The following is a 21,591-nucleotide window of genomic DNA, read 5'->3' on the forward strand; positions in this document are numbered from 1 at the left end:
TCAGCTTGCGCCTACACGCCGATCATTTCTGGAGATTCAGACTTCTTTTTGCGCTCGCACCATTTGCGCAATCCCTTGGGCCAACCGCCGGATTTCTTCTTCCGTATTGTAAGGAGCAATCCCGGCCCGAATCCACCCGCCCTTGTCGGCAAGTCCGGCCAGCTCAGCGAGACGCGAGGCGTAAAAATCGCCGCTCGCGATAAACACGCTATGTTCCTCTGCCATTCGCAAGCACGCTTCTTCCGGGTCGATCCCTTCCAAGCGAAAGGCAATCGTCGGTGTTTTTGGCACATGCGCACCAGCCTGGAACAGCTTCACGCCTGCTGTTTGTTGCAGCTCGCTTCGCAAGATGTCAGCCAGATGGTTTTCATACTTTTCCAGCCGGGAAAAAGCGTCCGCCAGCCGTTCGCGGCGGTTGGCACCTGTTCCGAGCGAAGCGATGAAGTCAATCGCCGGGGCGATGCCCGCGATTCCTTCGTGGTTTTGCGTTCCCGTCTCCAGCTTGTCAGGAATGTAGCCCGGCGCTGGAGCGAGTTTGTACGTTTTCAATGACTCGAACAGCGATTGGCGGATGACGGCTATCCCCACATGCGGGCCAAAAAATTTGTAGGCGGAGCACAGCAAAATGTCTGCGCCGAGCTGCTTGCAACTGATCGCCATATGCGGCGCGGCGTGGACGGCATCCACCGCGACGACAGCGCCGACTCTTCGCGCAGCGCGAGCGATCCGCGCCACGTCGTTGATCGTGCCGACCGCATTGGATGCCAATCCGACTGCTACGAGTCGGGTTTTTTCGGTCAAAAGCGTATCCAGCTCCTCGGTGGCAAGCGTCAACGTCTCTGGATCGGCTTTGAGCCACCGGACGAGCACCCCACGGTCCAACGCAGCGGTCAGCCACGGATCGACATTCGCCCGGTGGTCCAGCTCGGAAAGGATGATCTCATCTCCTGGCTGCCAGGAACGGGAAAGCGCTCGCGCGATGGCAAAAGCCAAGGTCGTCATATTCGCGCCAAAAGCGACTTCCTCCGGTGCGGCGTCCAGCAAATCGGCAACCGCTTGCCTGGCGTCGGCAATGATCGCTTCTGTTTCCCGGCTGGTAGGAAACGCTCCGTGCAGATTGGCTCCGCCGTTCTCCATATACCGGAAGATGGCTTGCATGGACGCTGCCACAACTTGCGAGCCGCCCGGCCCATCGAGATAGGCGACGGGCTTGGCGTGGTACGTGCGCTGCAAGGCGGGAAACTGCTCGCGAATTTCTTGCACAGGAAAAGCAGAGGTACGTGTCACTGGCTTTGCCCCCTTTCCAGTCTGCAAATTATTTCCGCCACTTTTGTCTCGGAGGCATGTAGGTCAGCCTGCTTTGCTTGACGCCCATGGCGATCAGGCTTTCCAGCATTTTCGCCGAGGCAAACGACGGATCGATGACAGGCACTTCGTAGCCGTGTTGTTTCAGCCGTTCCTGGAGCGAGGCGGCGACGCCAAGCATTCCCGTGCAGCCAAGCACGAGTCCGTGCGCCTTGTCATCCTCAATCGCCCGCACCATTTCCGCGAACAAGGCGTCTTCCATTTTCGCCTTGTCCACCAAATCCAGCACCGGAATGTCCACATAGCGGACAGATGCGAGCTTGCTGTTGACCCCTGTCGTTTTGCTGACGTTTTCAATCATGTGAATCACATGCGGGAGTACGGTTACAACCGAAAAGCTTTTTCCCAGCATGCTGGCGATGAGCATGGACGACTCCCCTGCTCCCACGACCGGGATGCTTACGACCTCGCGTGCAGCCTTCACGCCCGGATCGGCAAAGCACAAGCTGATGACGCCGGAGCAGCCCTCCTGTTCCGCAGCAATCGCCTTTTCCAGCAGATTCGGGATGCAGAGAGCCTCGTCGTACTCGCCTTCTACGGACGCCGGCCCGTAGTCCAGGTGGCACACGTCTACTTCGACCTGTTTCCCCACATATTGCGCAAACTCCTGCTGCACCTCTTGGTTAAACGTATCCATAATCGTGGGCAATATCACTCTGATCTTCATCCGTCATCCCTCTTTTTTAGTGATGTAGGTTGTTCAGAAGCTTAGTTGCTGTCGCTCGTTTGCAAAACCCCGGCCAGTGTGCCCGCCGCTTTTACCCGGATGCGTGTGGCATTGCCGAGATAAGCGAGCGGAATATCTTCAAATTCCACAATCTCCACCGTCGCTGGATCGGCGCCAGCGGCAATCGCTTCCTCTACGGCAATGCTTTTTGCCTGCTCCAACGTCTCTGCCCGGCCTTTTTCATCCAGGGAAAAGACGCGATCAATCTGTCCGCTGATCTGGGCGATAGCCGCTCCAATCGCGTTGGCAACGCCAGAGTTTTCCGGGCGGATGATCTGCGAAGCGCCTTTGAGCGTATCTGGCAACAAAATGCTGCCGCCCCCGACGAGAATGACCGGCACTGGCTCGCTGCTCGTCTTCATCTTGTCGATCGCTTCCTCGACCATCTCGACCATGCGGCTGTACACCTGTTCAAGCAATGTCCGATCCAGATGCGCTACCTTTTGGGCATCTCCGAGGTTTGCTTTGCCCAGGGCAATGACGACATCTGTCGTCGTCAGCGTATCGCCGCCAAACGCCAGCCCTTTTTGCGGCAGCCGATACCCGACGCTGTCAGGACCGACTGAAAATTGCCCGTCAGCCTGCACGCGGACAATCGTCCCGCCGCCGAGGCCAATCGAGATCAGGTCAGGCATGCGGAAATTCGTCCGTGCGCCGCCGATCTCGACCGCCAGCGAGGACTCGCGCGGAAAAGAATTGACCAGGACGCCGATGTCTGTCGTCGTTCCGCCCACATCCACGACCAGCGCGTTTTCCAGCCCGGACAAGTAGGAAGCGCCGCGAATGCTGTTCGTCGGCCCGCAGCCAATCGTCAGGATCGGGTACTTCATCGCGTACTCGATGCTCATCAATGTTCCGTCGTTCTGCCCGAAAAAGACGCGTGCCTCCACCTGCTCTGCCTTGAGCGCACTCAAAAAGCCCAAAGCCGTTGATTTTGCCACGTTTACAATCGCCGCGTTCAGGATAGTCGCATTTTCCCGCTCCAACAAGCCGACGCTGCCGATTTCATAGGAAAGCGAGATCGGCACGTCATCCCCGAGTACATCGCGGAAAATTTCCGCTGCACGCAGCTCGTGTTCTTTCGATACTGGCGAAAAGACGGAGGTCACCGCTACCGAATCGACTTTGCCTTTGATTTCGCCCGCGATTGCATACAAATGGGCTTCATCCAGCTTGACGATCTCTCTGCCGTCAAATTCATGCCCGCCTGCCACGATGTAGACCCGTTTGCCCAAGTGTCCGCGCAGGTCATCCGGCACGCCTACCAGCGGCTTGATCGCCAGCGTCGCCGGTGCTCCGATGCGAATGACGGCAATCTCGTTCAAATGCTTCCGCTCCACAATCGCGTTGGTGCAATGGGTCGTGCCGAGCATCGCGTACGTGATCTGCTCGCGCGGAACGCCCGAGAGCGCGATCACTTCGCGCATCGCCGCGTAAATCCCGGAACTGACGTCTTCTGTCGTCGAGCATTTCGTCTGGGCCAACACCTGGTAATCTTTGTCCAAAAGAACAGCGTCTGTATGGGTTCCGCCTACGTCGATTCCAATCCGGTACGTCATTTTGCAACACTTCCTTTCCCGACCAGCTCTTCCACCGGAACGTAGTCCGTGTCATAGCGGAAGTAGCGCGGCCCCACTGTTTGAATACCTTTTTCCGTGCGCCATTTCGGGTGGCATGGCATGCCGATGACGACGACACGCGCCCCGTAGCGCAAGCCTTCTGTCGTGATTGGCAAACCTGTCTCCGAGTCGACGACCGCGATCAGGTCGGGAGTGACACAAAGCAGACGCTCTCCCGATTTCGCCAGCAAATGTTCGTTTTGGAAGCGCAGCTCGACCGTCTGGCCTTTGTATTCGCGCAATCCTTCGATATGGGCTGTGCCAAGCGCCCAACCGCCCTCTGTTTTGCGGTGGACGTCCACGACTTTTCCGGCGAACAACTCAAAGCCGTTCGTCAGCTTCAAAACTTCTTGCACCGGGTCAAGATTGGCTTCCTTGGACAAGCGGATGGCGCGGCCGATTTGTTCTTCCAGGCTCAAAATGTCGTGGATGCCGCTATCCTTCAAATTTTTTCCCGACATCGGATAAATCGCGGAGGTCGCCGCGCCGCCTTTTTGCACCGTAACGCTTCTGGCAATCCGCTCTGTCCACGCATTGTCGATCGTGTCCATAATCGTCACATTGCCCTTCTCGTCCGCCAGCACCATCGGCGTAGCAGAGATGCCATCGAGATAAAACGTCGTCATTTGCAGCTCCGGGAAGGCGCGGCCCATGCCGTCCGCATCAATGACAGGCAAGCCGAGCTGAGCGGCCAAAGCCAGCGGAAGCATCGAGTTAATGCCCCCCGCTTCAATCGGATAAGTCGCGAATACTTCTTTTCCGATGTACTTTTCCAGCGCTTTGAATGTTTGGGAAATCTCGTGCCCGGAAGGTATTTTCTCAACCAAAACGGTCGGCGCGCCCATCCCCCCTGACGCCACCACCAGCGCATCGTCCGGGACTTCATCAATAGACAGCAGCGTAATCGGCCCGTGTTCCTCTACAGCTTGCAGGGCCATCAGCTTGCCGATGTACGGATCGCCGCCCCCTCCTGTGCCCAATAAAGCTGCACCGACAGCGATGTCTTCAATTTCTTGCTTACCGATTTTTCTCACGATAATCTCTCCTTTTCTGCAAATGTCAGCCAGCGCGGTTCAAATCTGATTTCGTCAGCTTGGCGTCTGGTGCGGAGCCAAACAGCTTCATGCCCAAGTAGTAGACGATCCCGCTGGCAACGAGCGAATTGATTGACGGGATGCCCCAGTCAAACAAGTAGCCTGTGAAAAAGCCAAGCGCCCACGCCGCAAGCGCAACTGGATTCATCGATTCGCAAGTGTCAGGCAAGGCGCCTCGCTTGCGGCTCTCCTCCAAGACGGCCCGGCTGCGCTTCAAAATGAAGTAGTCGACGACCATGATCCCCGCAATCGGCGGCACCCACACCCCGAGAAAAATCAGGAAGTTGACGAACTGATCCAAAATGCCAAGCACAGACAGCACAGTCCCTACGACACCGACGACCAACGTAATGAAGCCGCGATTGACGTTTTTGCCAAAAATCGAGTCGATAAAATTGGTGATCCCGAGCGATGCCGAGTACAAGTTGATATCGTTGATCTTGACCGTGGCAAACACGACTGTGGCTGCGCCGAGCCAGCCGGACGTCTGCAAGGCAATCGTCACGACGTCGCTGCTTTGGACCGCATGCGCCATGAGCACGGCAATCAGGTTGATTCCGATTTCCCCGATCACAACCGAGATCAAGGTGGACCAGAGGACATCCTTGCCGCTTCGGCAATACCGCGTCATATCGGGAGTGAGTACCGCACCGACCATGAAGCTGCCAGCCACCATCGTCGCCGCTGTGCCCAATGTCAAGGCTGGTCCCGGAGCAGCCGACGCGATCAACTCGCTGAGCGAGTGATTTTCAAACACGTTGTAAATCCCGTAGGCAACCGCGAGCAAAAAGCCTGGCACCGCGATTTTGGCTGTCAACCCGAGCCATTTGAAGCCGAAAACGACGATTGCGGTCACGAACAGCCCCGTCAACGTGGCTGACAGCGGAAAGCCAAGCGCCCCACCCAACGCATCGTTCAGCCCTTGACCGAAGATCGAGTTTTGCACCCCGAACCAGCCAATCGTCGCCACGGCGATCACCAAACCGATCATGCTGGAGCCGTACTTGCCGAATCCGGTCCATCTGGTCAGCATGCTCGTGGACAGCCCTTCCCGCATGCCCGCGATCCCGATCAAAAACGTAATGACCTCCAGCAAAATACATCCCAGCAAGCTCGCCAGTGCCGCATCCCAGAACGTCATTCCGTATCCGAGCGCCGCCCCCAAAATAAACTGACTCAATGATGTAAAAGCCCCGATGCGAATGACCAGGATTTCCCACATCGGCACCCGCGCCTCTTTTGGCACGCGCGTGAGCGAGAAATCGTCTGCCATCTTGGAATGACCCGCCATCACATTCACCCTCCTTCATGTTGTTTGTGTGCCTATCCATCTAATAAGGGAATAAGTGCGAAAAAAGTGTTGCCCGTTGCCCAAAAGTCTTTGTCAGCCTTGCTTCATGCAGCCCTCGCTTTCCTCGATAATGTTGCGGCAGCTCCTTTGACGAATCAGGGATAGAATTTTGTATTATCTGAAAATTTTATAAAAGCAAATCCCATGCCAACCCGTTTTCGCTTATACGCACAAAAAAACAGATGCGAGCTACATTCGCTGCATCTGTTTTTATCATATTTGTAAAAATATAGTTGAAAATTTCGGGAGCAGTCTGGAAAAGCAGCGAAGCTCTCCTTGATGACAAACCGTTATTTCTCTTCATTTCTCATACTTTCTCACATTTTCGCAGTTTTATCACTTTGAGAAAATCGCTTGTGCGAAAAAACGGGGAACGGCCAAGCCCCGCCAGCCGCTTCCTGTCAGCTCTTATCGCTCTCTCCGCTTTTACCGCCTCTGCCCGATCGCCTTCACCCTCATGCGCAAGGCGCGCGTCGGCATATACGAAAGCGGGATCGTCTCTGCCGACTGCACAAACACCGTCTCCGGCACAGCCCCAGCCTGGATCGCAGATCGGATCGCCTCCGCTTTTGCCACCTCGATGATCTGTTCCCGCTTTCCTTCCCCCACCAGCCAGTAAATCCGGTCGACGCTGCCGCTGACGGGCGCTATACATGCGCCAATCGCGCTGGCATGAGGATAAGCAGGCGGGTGAACCACCTCAGACCACGGGTATTTGAAAAAGGCAGCCAAGGCTTCGCTCTCTTGCCCGACGAACACGATCGGAAGCGGCTCGAAGCGCGGCTGAAAACGCTGGATCGCGTGATAGACCGCATCCAGCAAATCATCGTCGACCGCCTCATGCCCGTCGCGCGCAATCAGCGCCGTATCCGGCATCTGCAAATTGAGGCGGATTCCCACCAGCTTTTGATTGCGCCTGCTTTCTTTGGGAAAGCCGCCTTCCAGCACACCGACGCAAACCTTTTCCCGGCTCACATCGACGACGATACAGTCATTCATCCGGGTCAAAAGCGCGGCGCCGCGGAAGCTGTCCGAGATTCTGGCGCCAAACGTGCGGATCGGGTGGCGCAAAGCCGATTCGTACGTGAGCAATGAGCCGTCGCTCTGCGTCAAAAAAATCTCCGCCGCAAGCTTTTGCCTGTCGAGCAGCTCCCGCAAGCCTGACAGCGAGTCGTGCGTAAGCTTTGACAGAGCGGCATTGAGAATCGTCGCGTTTTCCCTTTCCAAAAAGCCGATGCTGCCCAGTTCATGCGACAGAGCCACGGGCCGCTCCTCGCCGCAAATCTCCCTGACCCATTCTGCCACCTGGATTTCATGCGCATGACTGACAGGGGAAAAAGTTCCCGTTATGGCAAAAGCTTCTGCCTGTCCAGCATCCAGGTCGCGCAGCTCCCGCTCGACTTCCGCCCGCGTCAGTTGGCGCAAAGAAACACTTCCATCCAGCTCATGTCCGCCGTATACGTGACAAGAGCTCAGACCGATTGCCTCCTGCAACCGGACAGGGGCACCGTACAGCGGAGGAATCATGCTTTTCGCCTGGCCGATGCGTATGGAGCATACTTTTGCCAGCTTCTTTCCTTCGCGCAGCGCATTTTCAAAGTAGTCCGTCCCGATAATGACATCCGCGATCTGGCTGCTCCACGCTTTGTTTTCCCGCAAGATGGCCTGCAAAACTTCCGCGATGCCGGACAGCATGTCCGGTGAGGTGCGCACCTTGGCAGTCGCGACAATCGCTGCATTTTCATCCATCAGCACGGCATCTGTGTGCAAACCGCTGACGTCAATTCCCAAGCGCAGCATCGCTCACCCGCTCCCTTCCTCGGAAAACCGCTGTTCCACCGGCACGTAGCTGTCTCCTACCCCGAAGTTCCACGGCCCCACGAAATCGAGCATCTTGGGGTGACGGAGGATGATCGGGCACGGGATGGCGATCACCCAGACTTTCATCTGCTTTTCCAATTCGTCGATCATGAGCGGAAGACCGCTGTCTGCTTCCAAAATGCAAATCAGGTCGGGCACAGTGGCAACAATCCGCTCTCCTTGTCTCGCCAGCAAGTATTCACTCTGAAACTCGATCTCGACCTGTTCCGTATGGTGAAAGCCGCTTCCTTCCACCAGCAGCTCTCCGCGCAAAAAGCCGTCCTGCAAATAACGTTGCAGCTCGACGATCCTGCCTTCGATCAGCTTGCAAGGCTTGCCGTAGATCGAGTTTTGCAGTTCCGCCGCCAGACTGCTGTAGACGCGCTGCACGCTGCTTCCTGCCGCCAGTACGCTTTCGCCAATTCGCTTGCACACGGAAAACGTATGATGGATCGCGGCTTCCTGCAACAGCTTGCCTGTCATGGGAAAGCTCGCCAAGGCTACCGAACCGCCCATGTTCGTCATGGAAATCCGCGCCGCCCGCTCGATTTCAATCGTGGACGGATGCAAGTAGCGCTGGCACTTGCCGTTGTCGGCACAGATGATGAACGGCCTGGCTTCGGCTCCAAAAGCGTGAAACGTCGTCATCTGGCACTCGGGAAAAGCCCGGCCCATCCCGTCTGCATCGACCAGCGGCAAGCCCGTCAGCGCTGCCGCCAGTATCGGCGTGATCGCATTGATGCCCCCGATTTCCAGAGCGATCAGCGCCCTTGCCTTGATCTGCTTCTCTTCTTCCAGCAGCCGAAGCGCCATGATCAGCTCATGCCCTGACATCATTTTTTCGTAATGGACAGCGGGCGAGCCCATCATCGACATCGAGACGACCCATGCATCGTCTTGCAGCTCGAAAGGAGAGAGCAGCCGGACCGGGCCGTTGTCGTGAATGGCCTGCTTCGCCATGATTTGCAAAACGGTCGTGTCGCCAGCTCCTCCAGAGCCGAGAAACATCGCTCCGCACGCGATCGAGTCCACGTCTTTTTCCTCCAGATACATGCCACTCTCCACTCCCTCTCGTTGAATATCCTCATGCCCTTGTCAGCGTGGGAGAAGCCTACTTGCGATTGATTTTTTGCAGGCGTCTGTACAGGGTAGCGACGCTAATGCCCAAAAACTCCGCAGCCTTCCGCTTCCCTTCGGTGCTTTTGCCAAATTGCTGGATCGCTTGCAACAGAAGCTGTACCTCCGCTTGCTCGCTTGAATCGCCCAGTCGGATGGGTACAGCGTCTGGCGGGACAGACGCATGCGCAGACGCAGCCACGGACGGCGCTTGCGGCAGGACAGCAAGCGCTTCTTCACTGGTGCGATTCCCGCGAATGATCGCAGGCAAACTGCTGATCGTCACCAGGTCGCCGATCTCCAGGTTTACGATGTATTCCAGCGTGTTTTCCAACTCGCGAATGTTTCCCGGCCAGTGGTAGTCGATCAAACATTTCAACGCCTGGGCGGAAAAGCGCTTCGATTCCTTGCCCAGCTTGTCCGCAAACAGCTTCAAATAGTAGTGGATCAGGTCGTACAGGTCGTCTTTTCGCTCGCGCAACGGCGGTACGTGCAGCGGGATGACGTGCAAGCGGTAGTACAAGTCCTCGCGAAACTGACCGCTGACGATCATCGCGTCGAGATCCTTGTGCGTGGCTGCGATCAACCGGACATCGACAGGGATGCTTTCTGAGCCGCCCACCCGCTCGATTCGCCGCTCCTGCAGGACGCGAAGCAGCTTGGCCTGCAAAAACGGCGGCATATCGCCGATCTCATCGAGAAACAGCGTCCCGTGCAAAGCCAGCTCGAACCGCCCTGCCTTGCCGCCTTTTTTCGCTCCGGTAAAAGCCCCTTCCTCGTAGCCGAACAATTCGCTTTCCAACAAGGCTTCCGGTATCGCCGCGCAGTTGATGGCGACAAACGGCCCGCTGCGGCGCGAGCTGGCATCGTGAATCGACTGGGCGAGCACTTCCTTGCCCGTCCCGCTCTCTCCGCGAATCAGAACCGTCGAATCGCTTTTGGCAATTTTGGCTGCCGAGTCTTTCAGCGCCCGGATCGCCTCGCTGTTTCCGCGAATGTCGGCAAACGTATAGCGCGTGACATACCGCCGATTTTTTTCCTGCTCCGACTCCTTGCGCTGCTCTGTGAACTGCAAGATCGCTCCTTCCGGCTGTTGCCCGATGTACAACGGATGCAGTCGGCAGAGGCAAGGCAGGCGTTTTCCGCTCCCGTCGACAATCTCCACGGGAAAATCGCGCAGCGGCTTGCCCTTTTTCACAAAGTCGAGCAGCTTGGCAGAAGGCGCGAAAGCTTGCAAGTTTTTCGTCAAAAGGACAGCCAGGGAACGTTGCCATACGTGCTCGGCCGCATGATTGGCATGCATGACGCGACCGTTTGCATCCACAACCAGCACCGGCTGGCCGATGAACGTCAACAGCCCTTCGACTTCTTGCAGCAGCAGTTTTCTGTCCTTGCTCTCCTGTCCTGTCATCCCTGCACTCCCCGTTTGCGATATTTTCAGATTTATTATACAGAATAGCTCATGCCACTCCCGTGTTCCAGCAAAAGCCTGCACCAAGTTTTTTCCACGCAAAAAAGCACCGCCATTACGGTGCTTCAATGCTGCTTCCTTATTCCATCCGAAAAATCGGGCCTTTCGCCACAAAAGGCAGATGACTTCCTTTTGGCAGCATGAACGCATGGCTGCGCGTAATCCGCAGCCGATCGCACTCCCCGTCTGTAATGATGAGAATCGGACCATCCTTGGGAAAATCGTCGGCCTTCTCCAGCAGGTCGATGCCCGGCTGCAAAACCGTACCGCCGCGCCCCTTGACACTTACGCGATCCGCGATGTCGTCGGGCGAAAGATACCCGGCATCGTACGCTTGCGCATCGCAAAAGACGACACGGGCATACGGAACATCGCGCGCCTCGCTGTAGCTCGCAATCGCTCCCAACGCTTTTCCCAAAAGCTTCGTTCCCATCGATCCGGACGTGTCGATCACGACTCCGAACGTACGCGCCAGCTGCTCCGTCTCCATATGCGCCCAGGCCGGGCGGGCAATATCCGGCGTGGAGGATTGCCTGCGGCTGGCGCGAGCGTACGTGCGTCTCTTTTCCAATGGCGGAAAATGCTCGTCGAACCAGCGTGCCAGCTGCACATCCCACGGGATCGGCGGTTGACCCAGGGCGCGGATTTCTTCCACCAATCCTGCCGGCAAAAGCCCCCTGCCCCGCTCCTGGTGATAGATCAGACCTTGCGACATGGCACTGCGGTAAAAGTCATCCAGCGTCGTGCCCGGCCCCATTTCCCAAAAGCGCGGATCATCTCCGTCCAAAATATCGCCCATGCCAATTCCTCTGAGCGTGTACAACTTGCGGTACGTCCGCATATCCGTGACGATGCGATCGTAGATGGCTTCGGCCGACAGCCCTTTCAAATCGGGATCGTACAGCCCGCCAATCTGCGGAAACCGCCCCACTCCAAGCTCCATCAGCCATTGATTGATCACGTAGTCGCAGCTTACATTCCAGAAGTACGGGTCCCTGCCCTGACAACGCTCATGGTGGCGCAAGCCCGCGTGCAGCAGTTCATGCGCCATCACGAACTTGCATTCTTCCTCGTCCAGCCCTGCCGCCGGATTGATGAAAATCTCTCCGGCGTTCACATCGATGGCAGCCACCGATATTTGCAGGCGCTGACAGATCAGGGAGTCCTCGATAATCGTGAAATGGCTGGCCAACGAAGCAAGCAGCGGGTAGTGATTGATGAACCAGCGCTTGGCTTTTTGCGCATCCGTCAGCTTGACCGCTTCGCTGCCCAGCGCATCGGCATATCCTCCCGCCACGCTCACAGCGCTCTGGACGGCTTGGGATAGCCCGATGCCGAGAAGCCGCTCCCACTTCACGTCCCGGTTGTAGTTGTACCGCACGTATTTGTCCGTGAACAGCATATCCGGCTGTCTTTCCCCGCCTGTTCCGAACAGCTTCAAATGCTCGGGAACGCCGTGCTCGACAAACCATTCGTACAGCTCTTCCTCGCTCTTGCCGGACAGCTCCAGCTCGTAGGACATCTCGGCAGGAGGCTTCCCCAGCTTCATGTCCTTCAAAAAGCGGGTGACGTAACAATCGCAAGCGATGTTCCACAGAGCAGGATGCTTTTTTTCTACAAAGTGCCCAAACCCAAGGTGCAGCAGAGCATGGGCGAGGACGTAAATCCATTCCTCAACCTCTCCCCTGCGCTTCGCATGGACGTGTATGCTCCCGTGCTTGGTCACGACTGCCCAGCCGTTGTCCGGGCATAAATTGTGCTCCCTGCGAAACAGATCAGCGCGGGAGAACAGCGGCCCGAACATCGGATGATGCGCCAAAAACTGGACGGCCTGCTGATAGTTTTGCGTCGCGGGATCGGTGTTTGCTCTCGCTCCTTTTCCCATCGGCTACTTGCCCTTTCTGTCCAGAGCCAGGCGCGGCAAATCGCGGATGACTTCAACGACAAACCAGTCCGGCAGCCCATCCCCGTCGTCGTGGCGGGCGACGACCATCTGCGCCATCTCCAGCGAGATCGCCGAAAGATCCTTGAGCAAAGCTTTGGCCCGGTGAGCAAACCGCTTGTGCAAATCGCTTACGGAAGCTTTGTCTTGCGGCAGCTCTTTTTTGATCTGGGCGCGGAACGAATCGGCCAAAAAGTACAGCACATCCCGATCCTCAGGCGCACTCGGGAAAGAAGTCTCTCCTTCCAAAATGCGATGAAGCTGGTACTTGCCTTGCAGGTTCTTGTGAAAAGCCTTGAACTGCGCGGCATGCTGCGGCGTCAGGCAACCGTACGCGAGCACACCGACCATTTCGCTAGTCAGGCCATCGCCAAACTCATGCAGCGCGTCCGACAGCATATGCCAGGAACGCGGGGTGGAAAACGGTTCTTCCGTCTTCGGCGGCTGCGACCACAAATAATCGGGACGCACCTCCAAAAATTGCAGAACGTACGAGTGAATCCCGTTTGTATACGCCCAATTCAGCCATTGCTCGTGGGAAACCAGCAGCTGCACGTGAAACATCCGGTTGATCAGCGCCGACGACATCGGCTTGACAATCGCGCTGTCCTGGGCACGGTTTCCCGCCCCGATCACAATCGACCCTTCCGGCAGGTGGTAATCCCCGATTCTGCGCTCGTGAATCAGACTGTAAAACGCTTTTTGCACCTCTTGCGAACACGCATTCAGCTCGTCGAGAAAGAGGCAGTACGGCTCTTCCCGCGCGATTTGGGCAGGCGGGCAAAAGCGGCTTTTGCCGTCCACAATTTGCGGGACGCCGATAATATCTTCCGGTGCCAGCTGACTTCCCAAAAGGGAGACGCAGGGCAAGCCTACCTGCTGGGCAAACGCCTCAACAAGGGCGGACTTCCCGATCCCCGGCGCTCCCCAAATAAAGACGGGACGGGCCACAGCTACATTGAGCAGCACGTCCATCAGTTGATTTTGCGTTACGTTGATGGCTAGATTCATTCCAATACCTCTCTTGTTCGAATAATGTTAGCGGCAATCGACCTCTTTCCTTCGTGTATTCCATTGGCTTTAGCGACCGTCACACCACAAATATTTCCTAATTTTACAAGATGTCTGGACAGCAGGCAAGGAAAAAAGCTCGCAGCAGCGTTTATTGCCTTCACGCTGCTGCGAGCTTTTTTCGTACCTTTCGCGACTTCCTTCCGATGCGATCAAAGCGAGACGACCCCTGTCATGCCTGAGCGCAGGTTGCCTTTTGCGTTGCTCACGACAATTTTCACCGTGTACATGTTCGTTCCCGGGTCTGCTTTCGGGCTGATTCGCGCCACTTTCCCCTGGACGTGCTGCCCGATCGCCTCAATCGCCACATCGACTTGTTGCTCAGGGGAAAAACGGGCAATGTCTGTCTCGGAAACGCCGATGACGACATACAGCCGATCCGTGTTGACCACGCTCATAACGGCTGTGTTTGCATTCGCCATTTCGCCTGCCTGCACATTTTTCGTACTGATGTAGCCGCTGATCGGACTTTTCAGCGTAGCGTTATCCAACTGGTACTGGGCATTGGCTACCGCTGCTTGCGCCTTCTGCACGCTGGCCTCGTATTGGGCAATCTGCTCCTTGGTCGCCCCGTTCTTCGTTTTGTCGTACATCGCCTTCATCTGGTCGACATTGGAGGCAAGCGATTGCAGCGCCGGCTTCGTTACCCCTTGTTTGGCCAGCCTTACCTCTTCCTCGGCTCGCACGTACTGCGCTTCTGCCTGCGCCAAAGCGGTCTGCGCATCGTCCAGCCCCTGACTGGAAAGGCCGCCTTGCTCGTATAAAGCTTTGGCCCGCGCATACTTGGCTTTGGCAGATTCGTAGACGGATTTCGCCGACTGTTCGGACGCTGCAAGCTGGGAAAGCTCCTCGGGCCGCTTGCCGTTTTTCACTTCTTCATACTTGCTTGCAGCCTGTTGCCAGCCCGCTTTTGCGTACTGCAAGTCTTCCGCTCTCGGCCCTTTTTTCGCTTCCTCCCACTTCGCCTGTGCCATGGCAAGCTCCGCTTTGGCCATGCTCAAACTCGCCGCAAGCTCGACTGTCTCCATCTCCACAAGCGGAGCACCTGCTTCTACCCGGTCGCCTGTATCGTGAAGAACGGCTTTCACTCTGCCCGCTGTCTTGGGGAAAATCGTCACCTCTTCAATCCCGACCATTTTTCCGCTGAACACATGCGTCCCCGCTTCTTTCGCTGTCGCCTGCGCCCCTTGGACAGTGTCTGTCGACAATGCCACAGGCTGCACCGATCCGCAACCAGCCAGGCAGATCATTGCGACGCTTCCTGCCAATACAGCCAGCCGCTGTTTATACTTTTTCATGGGAAACCCTCCTGATAAGTGATGGGGAAAAATCGATCAATCTACGATCGCCGAACGACTCGCTTCCTGGCCTGCTTGCAGAGCGGCCTTGTTTTCTTTCACAATCAGCATGGTCAAAAACGCCGCTACCAGCACGAGAACCGCCACGAACAAACTGTCTTGCAGCGCAGCGATTGCCGCGTATTTTCGCACGAGTTGACCGAGCAATCCGACAGCCGACGAATAGGCTTCCGAAAGCGACATGCCTTTTGCCACGTACATTTGCTGCCATTGGGACAGCGTCTCCACGACGGATTGCCGCGTGGTCGTGACCTGCTCGCCCATTTGTGCCGCGTGCACCGCGCCTCTTCTGGTAAACAAGGAAATCAATCCGGCAATGCCGATCGAGGTAGCAACTTGCCGAGAAATATTCGTGATCACCGAAGCTGCGGGCACTCGTTCCGGCTCAGATACAGCCACCAGCGGAATTTGCATGGAAGTCATCAGGCACATGCCGAGTCCGATCCCGCGCAAGGCAAGCAGCCAGTGAATCGTCGACATGCTGGTGTTCAAATCGACTTGGGTTAAAAAATATCCGGGCACGATGCATAAAGCGAGACCGACGACAATCAAAGGCTTCAAACCGATGCGCGTCGCCAGCATGCCGCATATCGGCGTGACGATCCCGGAGGCAATCGCTTGCGGCAGCATCATCAGCCCGGTATCCATCGCCGTGCGACCGAGCATGTTCTCCGAATAGATCGGCAGCAGGTAAATGACGCCGAAATTGCCGACCATAATCAGACTGTTTACCAAAAGCCCGAGCGTAAACTGCCGATTGGCGAACAGCCGCACATCGACCAGCGGATGAGCCGTCGACAGCTCTCGCATCACGAACATGTACCCGCAGATCAAGGCACTCATCAGCAACGATACGATCGTAAAAGAGTCCCAGCCGTACTCCTCGCCTTTCGTCACGGCGAGCAGAAGACTCACCAGCGCTACAGCCGACCAGACAAACCCTTGCAGATCAAAAGGCTGTTTACGATTCGCTTCGCTTTCCTGCAAGCAGCGCCACACCAGAAACATCGCCAAAATGCCAAACGGAATGTTCACCGTGAAAATGAATCGCCAGTCGAGATGCTCGACGAAATAGCCGCTTAACGTCGGCCCGACAGCGGGAGCGACAAAGACCGAGATGCCGAATACTCCCATGGCTGGGCCGATTTTTTCGCGCGGGACGACGAATTGAATCATCGATTGCCCGATCGTCATCATCAGTCCGCCGCCTGCCGCCTGAATGATTCGCGCCGCGATCATCGTCCCGTTGCTGACAGCCAGACCGCACAGCAGCGAACCGAGTGTGAACAGGAACAGGCTGGCGAGATAGCTTTTTTTGATGCCGAACCGGATACCCAAAAACCCGGCCAGCGGAATGACAGCAGCCATCGTCAATGTATAGCTGGTCACGACCCATTGAATTTCCTCCGTCGACGCCCCGAACACATTCATCATTTCCGGAATCGCCACATTGACGATGCTCGTATCGAGCACAGCCATGAACGTACCAAGCACGATCGCAAACACACCCGGCCAAAAATTTTCTTGAGGACTCATCGGCTACACATCCTTATCGCACGTGGATGGACACATTGGCATTCAAACCTGGCTGAAAGTCGTACGGCCCCTCGTCAAACGTAATTTTTACAGCGATGCGCTGGGTTACTTTGGTGAAGTTTCCGCTCGCATTCACTAGCGGCAGCAAGGAAAATGTCGACTGGGTAGCTTCGCCGATGCGATTGACCGTTCCGCGGAACGTTTGCCCCGGGTATTTATCCAGCACGATATCGACCGGCTGCCCGACCTGGATATAGCCCGCTTCTGCTTCCTCCACATGCGCTTCCACGTACAGCTTCCGCTTGTCGACGACCAGCGCCAACGTGTTGCCCGCACCAATGACCTCGCCTTCCTTGGCGGCTCTTTGCAAAATCACGCCGTCGATCGGGGAACGGACCATCAAGCTGTCCACCTGGGTCGGACTTGCCGCGTTGACTTGCTCCTGTTCAGCCACGATCTCGTCTTTTTGCACCTGACTGCCGACATCGACCGTCACATGCGTCAGCTTTCCGGCCACCTTGGGGGCAATTTTGTAAATCTCGCCCGTCACGACAGCATCTTCCGTTTTGACGTAAAAATAGCTCTGGTAACCGTAGTAGCCGACTACAGCGACGACCAGCAGAAAAACGGCGGCCAAAATCAGCTTCGGATTGCGTTTTTTCTTTTCCATAACAGGTGATTGCCTCCTTGTTCGCACTCACAAACCGACTGTCGGTTTGTGAGTGGGTAAAATATCAGGCTCGCACGTTCATGCGATGCCTCGTCTCAGGCTTGCTTTTTCAAAAAGTAACGCTTCACTACTGGACGCACGAGGATGGTAGCGGCGATCCCGACGATGTTCCAAATATTGACCAGCAAAACGCCTGTTTCTCCGGAAATCATCGCGAGCGCAAACAGTACGGAGCAAACGAGCGAGAGTGCGAACACAACAGCCCAGATAAGTGTCAACCAAAAATTCGAGGCGAGAAACAGCGGATGCGTGGTGAAGCTCTCCGGCACTACTTTTTTCGCGTATTGAAGCGTAAACGGCTTTTTGATGCACAGCGACCAGATGGCTGCCAGGGCAAGAATCGCGTACATGAACAATTGGGTAAAGTCGAACAGATGAAACACAGGGAAGAACAAGGCAATCCAGAAGCCGCAAAAGAAGTAAAATACTTTGATCGCGATAATCGTCGTCACTTCCCCGAATCGCTTTTTCTGAAACAAATAGATCAGCAGGGCGAGAACGAAGCCGATGGCAAACCCGAGTGTCGGCGGCTGCACTTGAAACGCTACGATAAATGGGATCAAGTCGATAAAGATCCAGAACAAAGTCATGATCACGGTACAACTCTCCTCGTCACCTTTTTTATGAATGATGGAATCAGTCATTGCTTTCTGATCTAATAATACAAACCGACCGTCGGTTTGTAAAGCCTTTTTTCAACATTTTTTTCCTGTCATGTCTTCACGCTTTGTCTGTACTTCACCAACAAGTACCACGCAATGGCAATCGCCCCGCCAATCAGCAAAAACGTCAAGCCGTAATGCCTGACATAGACGGTGACTTTGAACCATTCTTTTTCCAGCGCTCTGCCCAAAAGCAAGAAAGTGATGCTCCACAAAAAAGCTCCCGTATAGGCAAACACCGCGAAGACGCGATACTTCATCCCGGACATCCCTGCCAAGTAAGCCGTGATGTGGCGGACACCCGGCAAAAAGTAGCCGACAATCAACAAAAAGGTGCCGTACTTGGCGAACAGCTTTTGCGTGGACTCGATCTTTTTCGGATTCAAATGCAAATATGGCCCCACTTTGAGCAAAAGCGGCAACCCCCATTTGGACGCGATCAAGTAGCTGACGGTGATGCCTGCGGCCGCTCCCAAAAAAGCGCTCAGCACGGCAAACGGCATCTGCAAAACCCCGCGCGACACAGCGTATCCGGTATACGTCATCAAGACTTCATCGGGAATCGGCAGCCCGATCACCCCAAGCGCAAGCGAAAAAAACACGCCCACATATCCGTATTTCATCACAAAAAAGTCCAGGTGCTGTTCCACGGCTACCTCCAAAAAACGTTTTCCTCTTCCATTGTATTCCCTCCTGCCTGCTTGTCATTCTTGATTTTTTTGCGAGATTCGCCCCTTTCCGCTCTCCCTTTCCGCATGAAAAAGACAGCCTCGTTCTCGCCCAAAGCGAAAAATCCGGCTGTCTTTTTGGCAATCGTTCTTTGTTTTGTCGAGCTTTTACGCGGACGGTTTTTCCTCGTCCGAATCGGTCGGTGCAGCGTTGTTTTTCTTTTTGTTGAACAGCTTTTTCACGAAGCCGCCAATCGCGCCCAACAGCACGACGATAATAATCCAACCTTTTTTGGCAAAGGCGAGAATCAGGGCGAGGAAGCCCAGCTTCTTCGCAGCGGCAACGCCCAAGCCTCCGAGAATCAAGCCAGTCAGCCCGTATTCAGCGACCTTGTCTGTCTTGGCGTCAAAATCGCTGTAGCGCTGGCCTTCTTTTACGACGAAGTTTTTCAAGATTTTTTCCCGCAATGTCTGCTTGTCCTTCGCGAGCGCTGGAACGTCCGTCACAAGAATGAAAGAAACATGGCCGGTACGCGTCAAAACTTGCAGCTTGTAGTTCAAAAACTGGGTTTTCTGCGCGGTTTCCGCAAGCATGGAGTATTCCAGTTCATGCGTCGCCGCGTTATAGGACGGCTTTACATTCCAGCCGATCACATGAAACTGCTCCTCCGGCTGTCTTTGCTTGTTCGCTTCCTCGGTGCCGTCCTTGTAGCTTTGCAGCAGTTCTTCGGCATTGATTTCGTTTTGCTCGTCGTCGCTAATATGTCCGGTGTCTTCGTATTCGATAAACAACGCCCAATTTTCGCTGTCTTCGATCGGATGGACGCTCCCGATTTCGTTCATGGTCGGGATGTCGCCATTTTCTTTCTCCATTTTGATCGTGTCGTCTTTATTGAGAAAGATCATATTTTCCGGGACTGTGAAGGAGAACTTCCCTTCCATTTCTACTTTCGTTCCGCTCTCGACAACGTTGTAGTTCCCTGCCGCACTCGCAGGCAGGACACTTCCGAACACAAACATGCTTACAACTAAAAATGATAGCCAACTTCGTCTTTTCATGCCTGACCCCTCAATCCTGTTTATTCAAGAACCTCCTCATCTTACCGGGATCATTTTCCTATTTCAAAGAGAATTTAGAAATTACAGGGAAAATTGATTCAAATTAACTGGATATAATTGGTTATTTATTTGTTTTTCCGTTACTTATTCCTCATTATCTCTAGGGCGTTTTTCACACGAAAACCCGGCTGCATTTATGCTGTTCTCCATGTGAACCACGGACGAGTCGGGTGAAGCCATGAATGATGGGAGAACATTGGGTCGTCACCATGGCGAGCGGCTTTTAGGCGGCTGTTCGATTTGGTATAAAAACGCAGCGCGGTGCAGAAAAATAGCACTATTCCCCAGACTACTCGCTTGATGACAGGAGGAGAAGCATGCTTTTTCCCGCCCGAAAAACCGTTGCCCTGATTCTCTCTCTTCTTTTTGTATGGCTGACCTTGCCGGGTGCCGCTGGCGCACAGTCCGATCAAAAGACTCCGGTGACGAAACCGCCTTTTGCCCGCCAGCTCGGGCCTTTTCTCAGCGCACAGGAAAACCTCGCTTACTCGCTCGGCGTGCAAGCTTATATTTACGGCTATCCGCTCGTCGCCTCTGCCAAAACTATGACGGAGATGACGCAGCAGCGCGCCCCGTTCAACCAGTTTTATTATGCGGACTCGCTTGCGACACCCGCCTACCGGGATATCGTCACGCCCAACTCCGATACGCTGTACATGAGCGCCTGGCTTGATTTGTCCCAAACGCCTGTCTTGCTGAGCGTGCCCGCGATACATCCAGAGGGAGGCACCGAAAGGCAAGGAAAGCAACTGGCTGCCTACTCCCGCAGGCGACTTCAATCTCGTGCTGCGCGTCTTCGCTCCCGATCCGTCCATGCTGAACAAACAGCACTCGTGGCCGGCAGTAGAAGAAACAAAGCCGTTTCAGGCGCGGTAGACAGAAGTTGAGGCACAGCAAAAAGGCACCGCCGGGTCGTTGGCGATGCCTTTCTTCTATTATATGATTTACTTCTATATAGAGGAGCTTCCTTTTACTTTTTCAGATCTTCAATGGACGTAATATCCATGTAAGTCGGAACAGCCAGACCCAGCTTGGTTCCTTCCAGATTCGGGCCGAGGTCTTCTACGTCTTTTCCGAGCTTCTCCATGTAGTCAGCATGTGTTGTTGGCAGCCAAGCTGCAACCATGCCGTCCACATCGCCGTTGGATACGCCTACCCACATCGGGCCAGCTTCTACCTGGCTCAGTTCAACTTTGTAGTTCAGCTTTTGCTCCAGAACAGTTTTCACCACATTCGTGCTGGCAATCTCGGAATCCCAGGCGACATAGGCAAGCGTCAGCTTTTGACCATTGGCTGGCTGTACGCCTTCCACCCATTTGCTCACAGTAGCTTCGTTTGCTTTCACCCACTCTGCTGCTGCCTCTTCCGGCTTTTTGCCGCCCTCGATGTCCAGCATCACTTTCTCCATGTCGGCTGGCGTCCAGGAAAATTTATCGAGGAAAGCGTACGCGCTTGGCTGTTCTTCCTTCAAGCCTTTCCGCACGACCGTATGAATTTGCTCATCTTTTCCGTAAACTCCTTTTGGGTCCTCCAAGTATTTCATTTCAAACTTGGAAAACATCCAGTGCGGCGTCCAGCCCGTCACGATAATCGGCTTCTTGTCTTTATAGGCTTGGGTCAAAGCTGCCGTCATCGCGGCACTGGAGCCTTCGACCAGCTCCCAGTCTTTTAGCTCGTAGTCTTTGAGCACTTTCTCGGTCGCTTTCATCAAGCCTGCCCCTGGGTCGATCCCGATGATTTTATGATCGACTGCGGCGCCTACACCGTTGGATGCAGCCGAACCGTTGTTGCTGCTGGTTGATCCGTTACCCTCGGAGCTGCCCGCACTTGAGCAGCCCGCCATGACCAATCCAAGTCCCAATGCGACAGCCAAACCTTTCCACGTTGCTTTTTTCATGAAAA

18 protein-coding genes are annotated in these 21,591 nt (G+C 55.2%); 1 reads left to right on the forward strand and 17 read right to left on the reverse strand.

Features of this window, described 5'->3' with window-relative positions; translation table 11 throughout:
- Nucleotides 1–36: 36 nt before the first annotated feature.
- The 16 genes from M2298_RS13430 to M2298_RS13505 form a co-directional block, all read right to left on the reverse strand.
- Complete coding sequence (locus M2298_RS13430; RefSeq protein ID WP_173598562.1) at nt 37–1,287, reverse strand: cysteine desulfurase-like protein; 1,251 nt, start codon at nt 1,285–1,287, stop codon at nt 37–39.
- A gap of 28 nt (nt 1,288–1,315) precedes the next feature.
- Nucleotides 1,316–2,032, reverse strand: coding sequence for an aspartate/glutamate racemase family protein (locus M2298_RS13435; RefSeq protein ID WP_280648614.1), 717 nt, complete (start codon nt 2,030–2,032; stop codon nt 1,316–1,318).
- Nucleotides 2,033–2,073: 41 nt separating this feature from the next.
- A complete protein-coding gene (locus tag M2298_RS13440; protein WP_280648615.1) occupies nt 2,074–3,651 on the reverse strand; it encodes a hydantoinase/oxoprolinase N-terminal domain-containing protein in 1,578 nt (525 codons plus the stop codon).
- Nucleotides 3,648–4,745, reverse strand: a complete 1,098-nt coding sequence (locus M2298_RS13445; protein ID WP_122966769.1) for a DUF917 domain-containing protein — start codon at nt 4,743–4,745, stop codon at nt 3,648–3,650. The genes M2298_RS13440 and M2298_RS13445 overlap by 4 nt, the downstream gene beginning before the upstream one ends.
- 25 nt (nt 4,746–4,770) lie before the next feature.
- On the reverse strand, nt 4,771–6,096 hold the full coding sequence (locus M2298_RS13450; RefSeq protein ID WP_122966768.1) for a purine-cytosine permease family protein: 1,326 nt from the start codon (nt 6,094–6,096) through the stop codon (nt 4,771–4,773).
- Nucleotides 6,097–6,582: 486 nt separating this feature from the next.
- The gene (locus M2298_RS13455; protein ID WP_122966767.1) at nt 6,583–7,956 is read right to left on the reverse strand and encodes a hydantoinase/oxoprolinase N-terminal domain-containing protein; all 1,374 of its coding nucleotides are present in this window, start codon (nt 7,954–7,956) and stop codon (nt 6,583–6,585) included.
- 3 nt (nt 7,957–7,959) lie between these two features.
- Nucleotides 7,960–9,069, reverse strand: coding sequence for a DUF917 domain-containing protein (locus M2298_RS13460; RefSeq protein WP_122966766.1), 1,110 nt, complete (start codon nt 9,067–9,069; stop codon nt 7,960–7,962).
- 58 nt (nt 9,070–9,127) lie between these two features.
- Nucleotides 9,128–10,543: a sigma-54 interaction domain-containing protein gene (locus M2298_RS13465; protein WP_122966765.1), complete on the reverse strand. Its 1,416-nt coding sequence runs from the start codon at nt 10,541–10,543 to the stop codon at nt 9,128–9,130.
- Nucleotides 10,544–10,682: 139 nt separating this feature from the next.
- Nucleotides 10,683–12,488, reverse strand: coding sequence for a DUF2201 family putative metallopeptidase (locus M2298_RS13470; RefSeq protein WP_173596625.1), 1,806 nt, complete (start codon nt 12,486–12,488; stop codon nt 10,683–10,685).
- A gap of 3 nt (nt 12,489–12,491) precedes the next feature.
- Nucleotides 12,492–13,556 (reverse strand): AAA family ATPase, encoded by a 1,065-nt coding sequence (locus M2298_RS13475; protein WP_122966553.1) that lies wholly within the window; start codon nt 13,554–13,556, stop codon nt 12,492–12,494.
- Nucleotides 13,557–13,768: 212 nt separating this feature from the next.
- Nucleotides 13,769–14,914 carry an HlyD family secretion protein gene (locus M2298_RS13480; protein WP_122966552.1) on the reverse strand — a complete coding sequence of 382 codons (1,146 nt, stop codon included), beginning with the start codon at nt 14,912–14,914 and terminating at the stop codon, nt 13,769–13,771.
- A gap of 36 nt (nt 14,915–14,950) precedes the next feature.
- Nucleotides 14,951–16,510 carry a DHA2 family efflux MFS transporter permease subunit gene (locus M2298_RS13485; RefSeq protein WP_173598566.1) on the reverse strand — a complete coding sequence of 520 codons (1,560 nt, stop codon included), beginning with the start codon at nt 16,508–16,510 and terminating at the stop codon, nt 14,951–14,953.
- Nucleotides 16,511–16,523: 13 nt separating this feature from the next.
- Nucleotides 16,524–17,180: an HlyD family secretion protein gene (locus M2298_RS13490; RefSeq protein WP_173596623.1), complete on the reverse strand. Its 657-nt coding sequence runs from the start codon at nt 17,178–17,180 to the stop codon at nt 16,524–16,526.
- Nucleotides 17,181–17,275: 95 nt separating this feature from the next.
- The gene (locus M2298_RS13495) at nt 17,276–17,830 is read right to left on the reverse strand and encodes an amine oxidase (RefSeq protein ID WP_229049975.1); all 555 of its coding nucleotides are present in this window, start codon (nt 17,828–17,830) and stop codon (nt 17,276–17,278) included.
- Nucleotides 17,831–17,952: 122 nt separating this feature from the next.
- A complete protein-coding gene (locus M2298_RS13500; RefSeq protein ID WP_122966556.1) occupies nt 17,953–18,564 on the reverse strand; it encodes a DedA family protein in 612 nt (203 codons plus the stop codon).
- Between the two features lie 174 nt (nt 18,565–18,738).
- On the reverse strand, nt 18,739–19,629 hold the full coding sequence (locus tag M2298_RS13505; RefSeq protein ID WP_229049752.1) for a DUF2167 domain-containing protein: 891 nt from the start codon (nt 19,627–19,629) through the stop codon (nt 18,739–18,741).
- Nucleotides 19,630–20,006: 377 nt separating this feature from the next.
- Between M2298_RS13505 and M2298_RS13510 the strand changes: the two genes are divergently transcribed.
- On the forward strand, nt 20,007–20,576 hold the full coding sequence (locus tag M2298_RS13510; protein WP_280648616.1) for a DUF1254 domain-containing protein: 570 nt from the start codon (nt 20,007–20,009) through the stop codon (nt 20,574–20,576).
- An 83-nt stretch (nt 20,577–20,659) separates the two neighbouring features.
- On the opposite strand, the gene M2298_RS13515 is transcribed toward M2298_RS13510, so the two are convergent.
- Entirely contained in the window at nt 20,660–21,586 is a 927-nt protein-coding gene (locus tag M2298_RS13515) for a glycine betaine ABC transporter substrate-binding protein (protein ID WP_122966542.1), read from the reverse strand.
- Nucleotides 21,587–21,591: the final 5 nt, after the last annotated feature.

It is taken from the genome of Brevibacillus sp. 1238 (genome assembly GCF_029892995.1).
Lineage (GTDB): Bacteria > Bacillota > Bacilli > Brevibacillales > Brevibacillaceae > Brevibacillus > Brevibacillus parabrevis.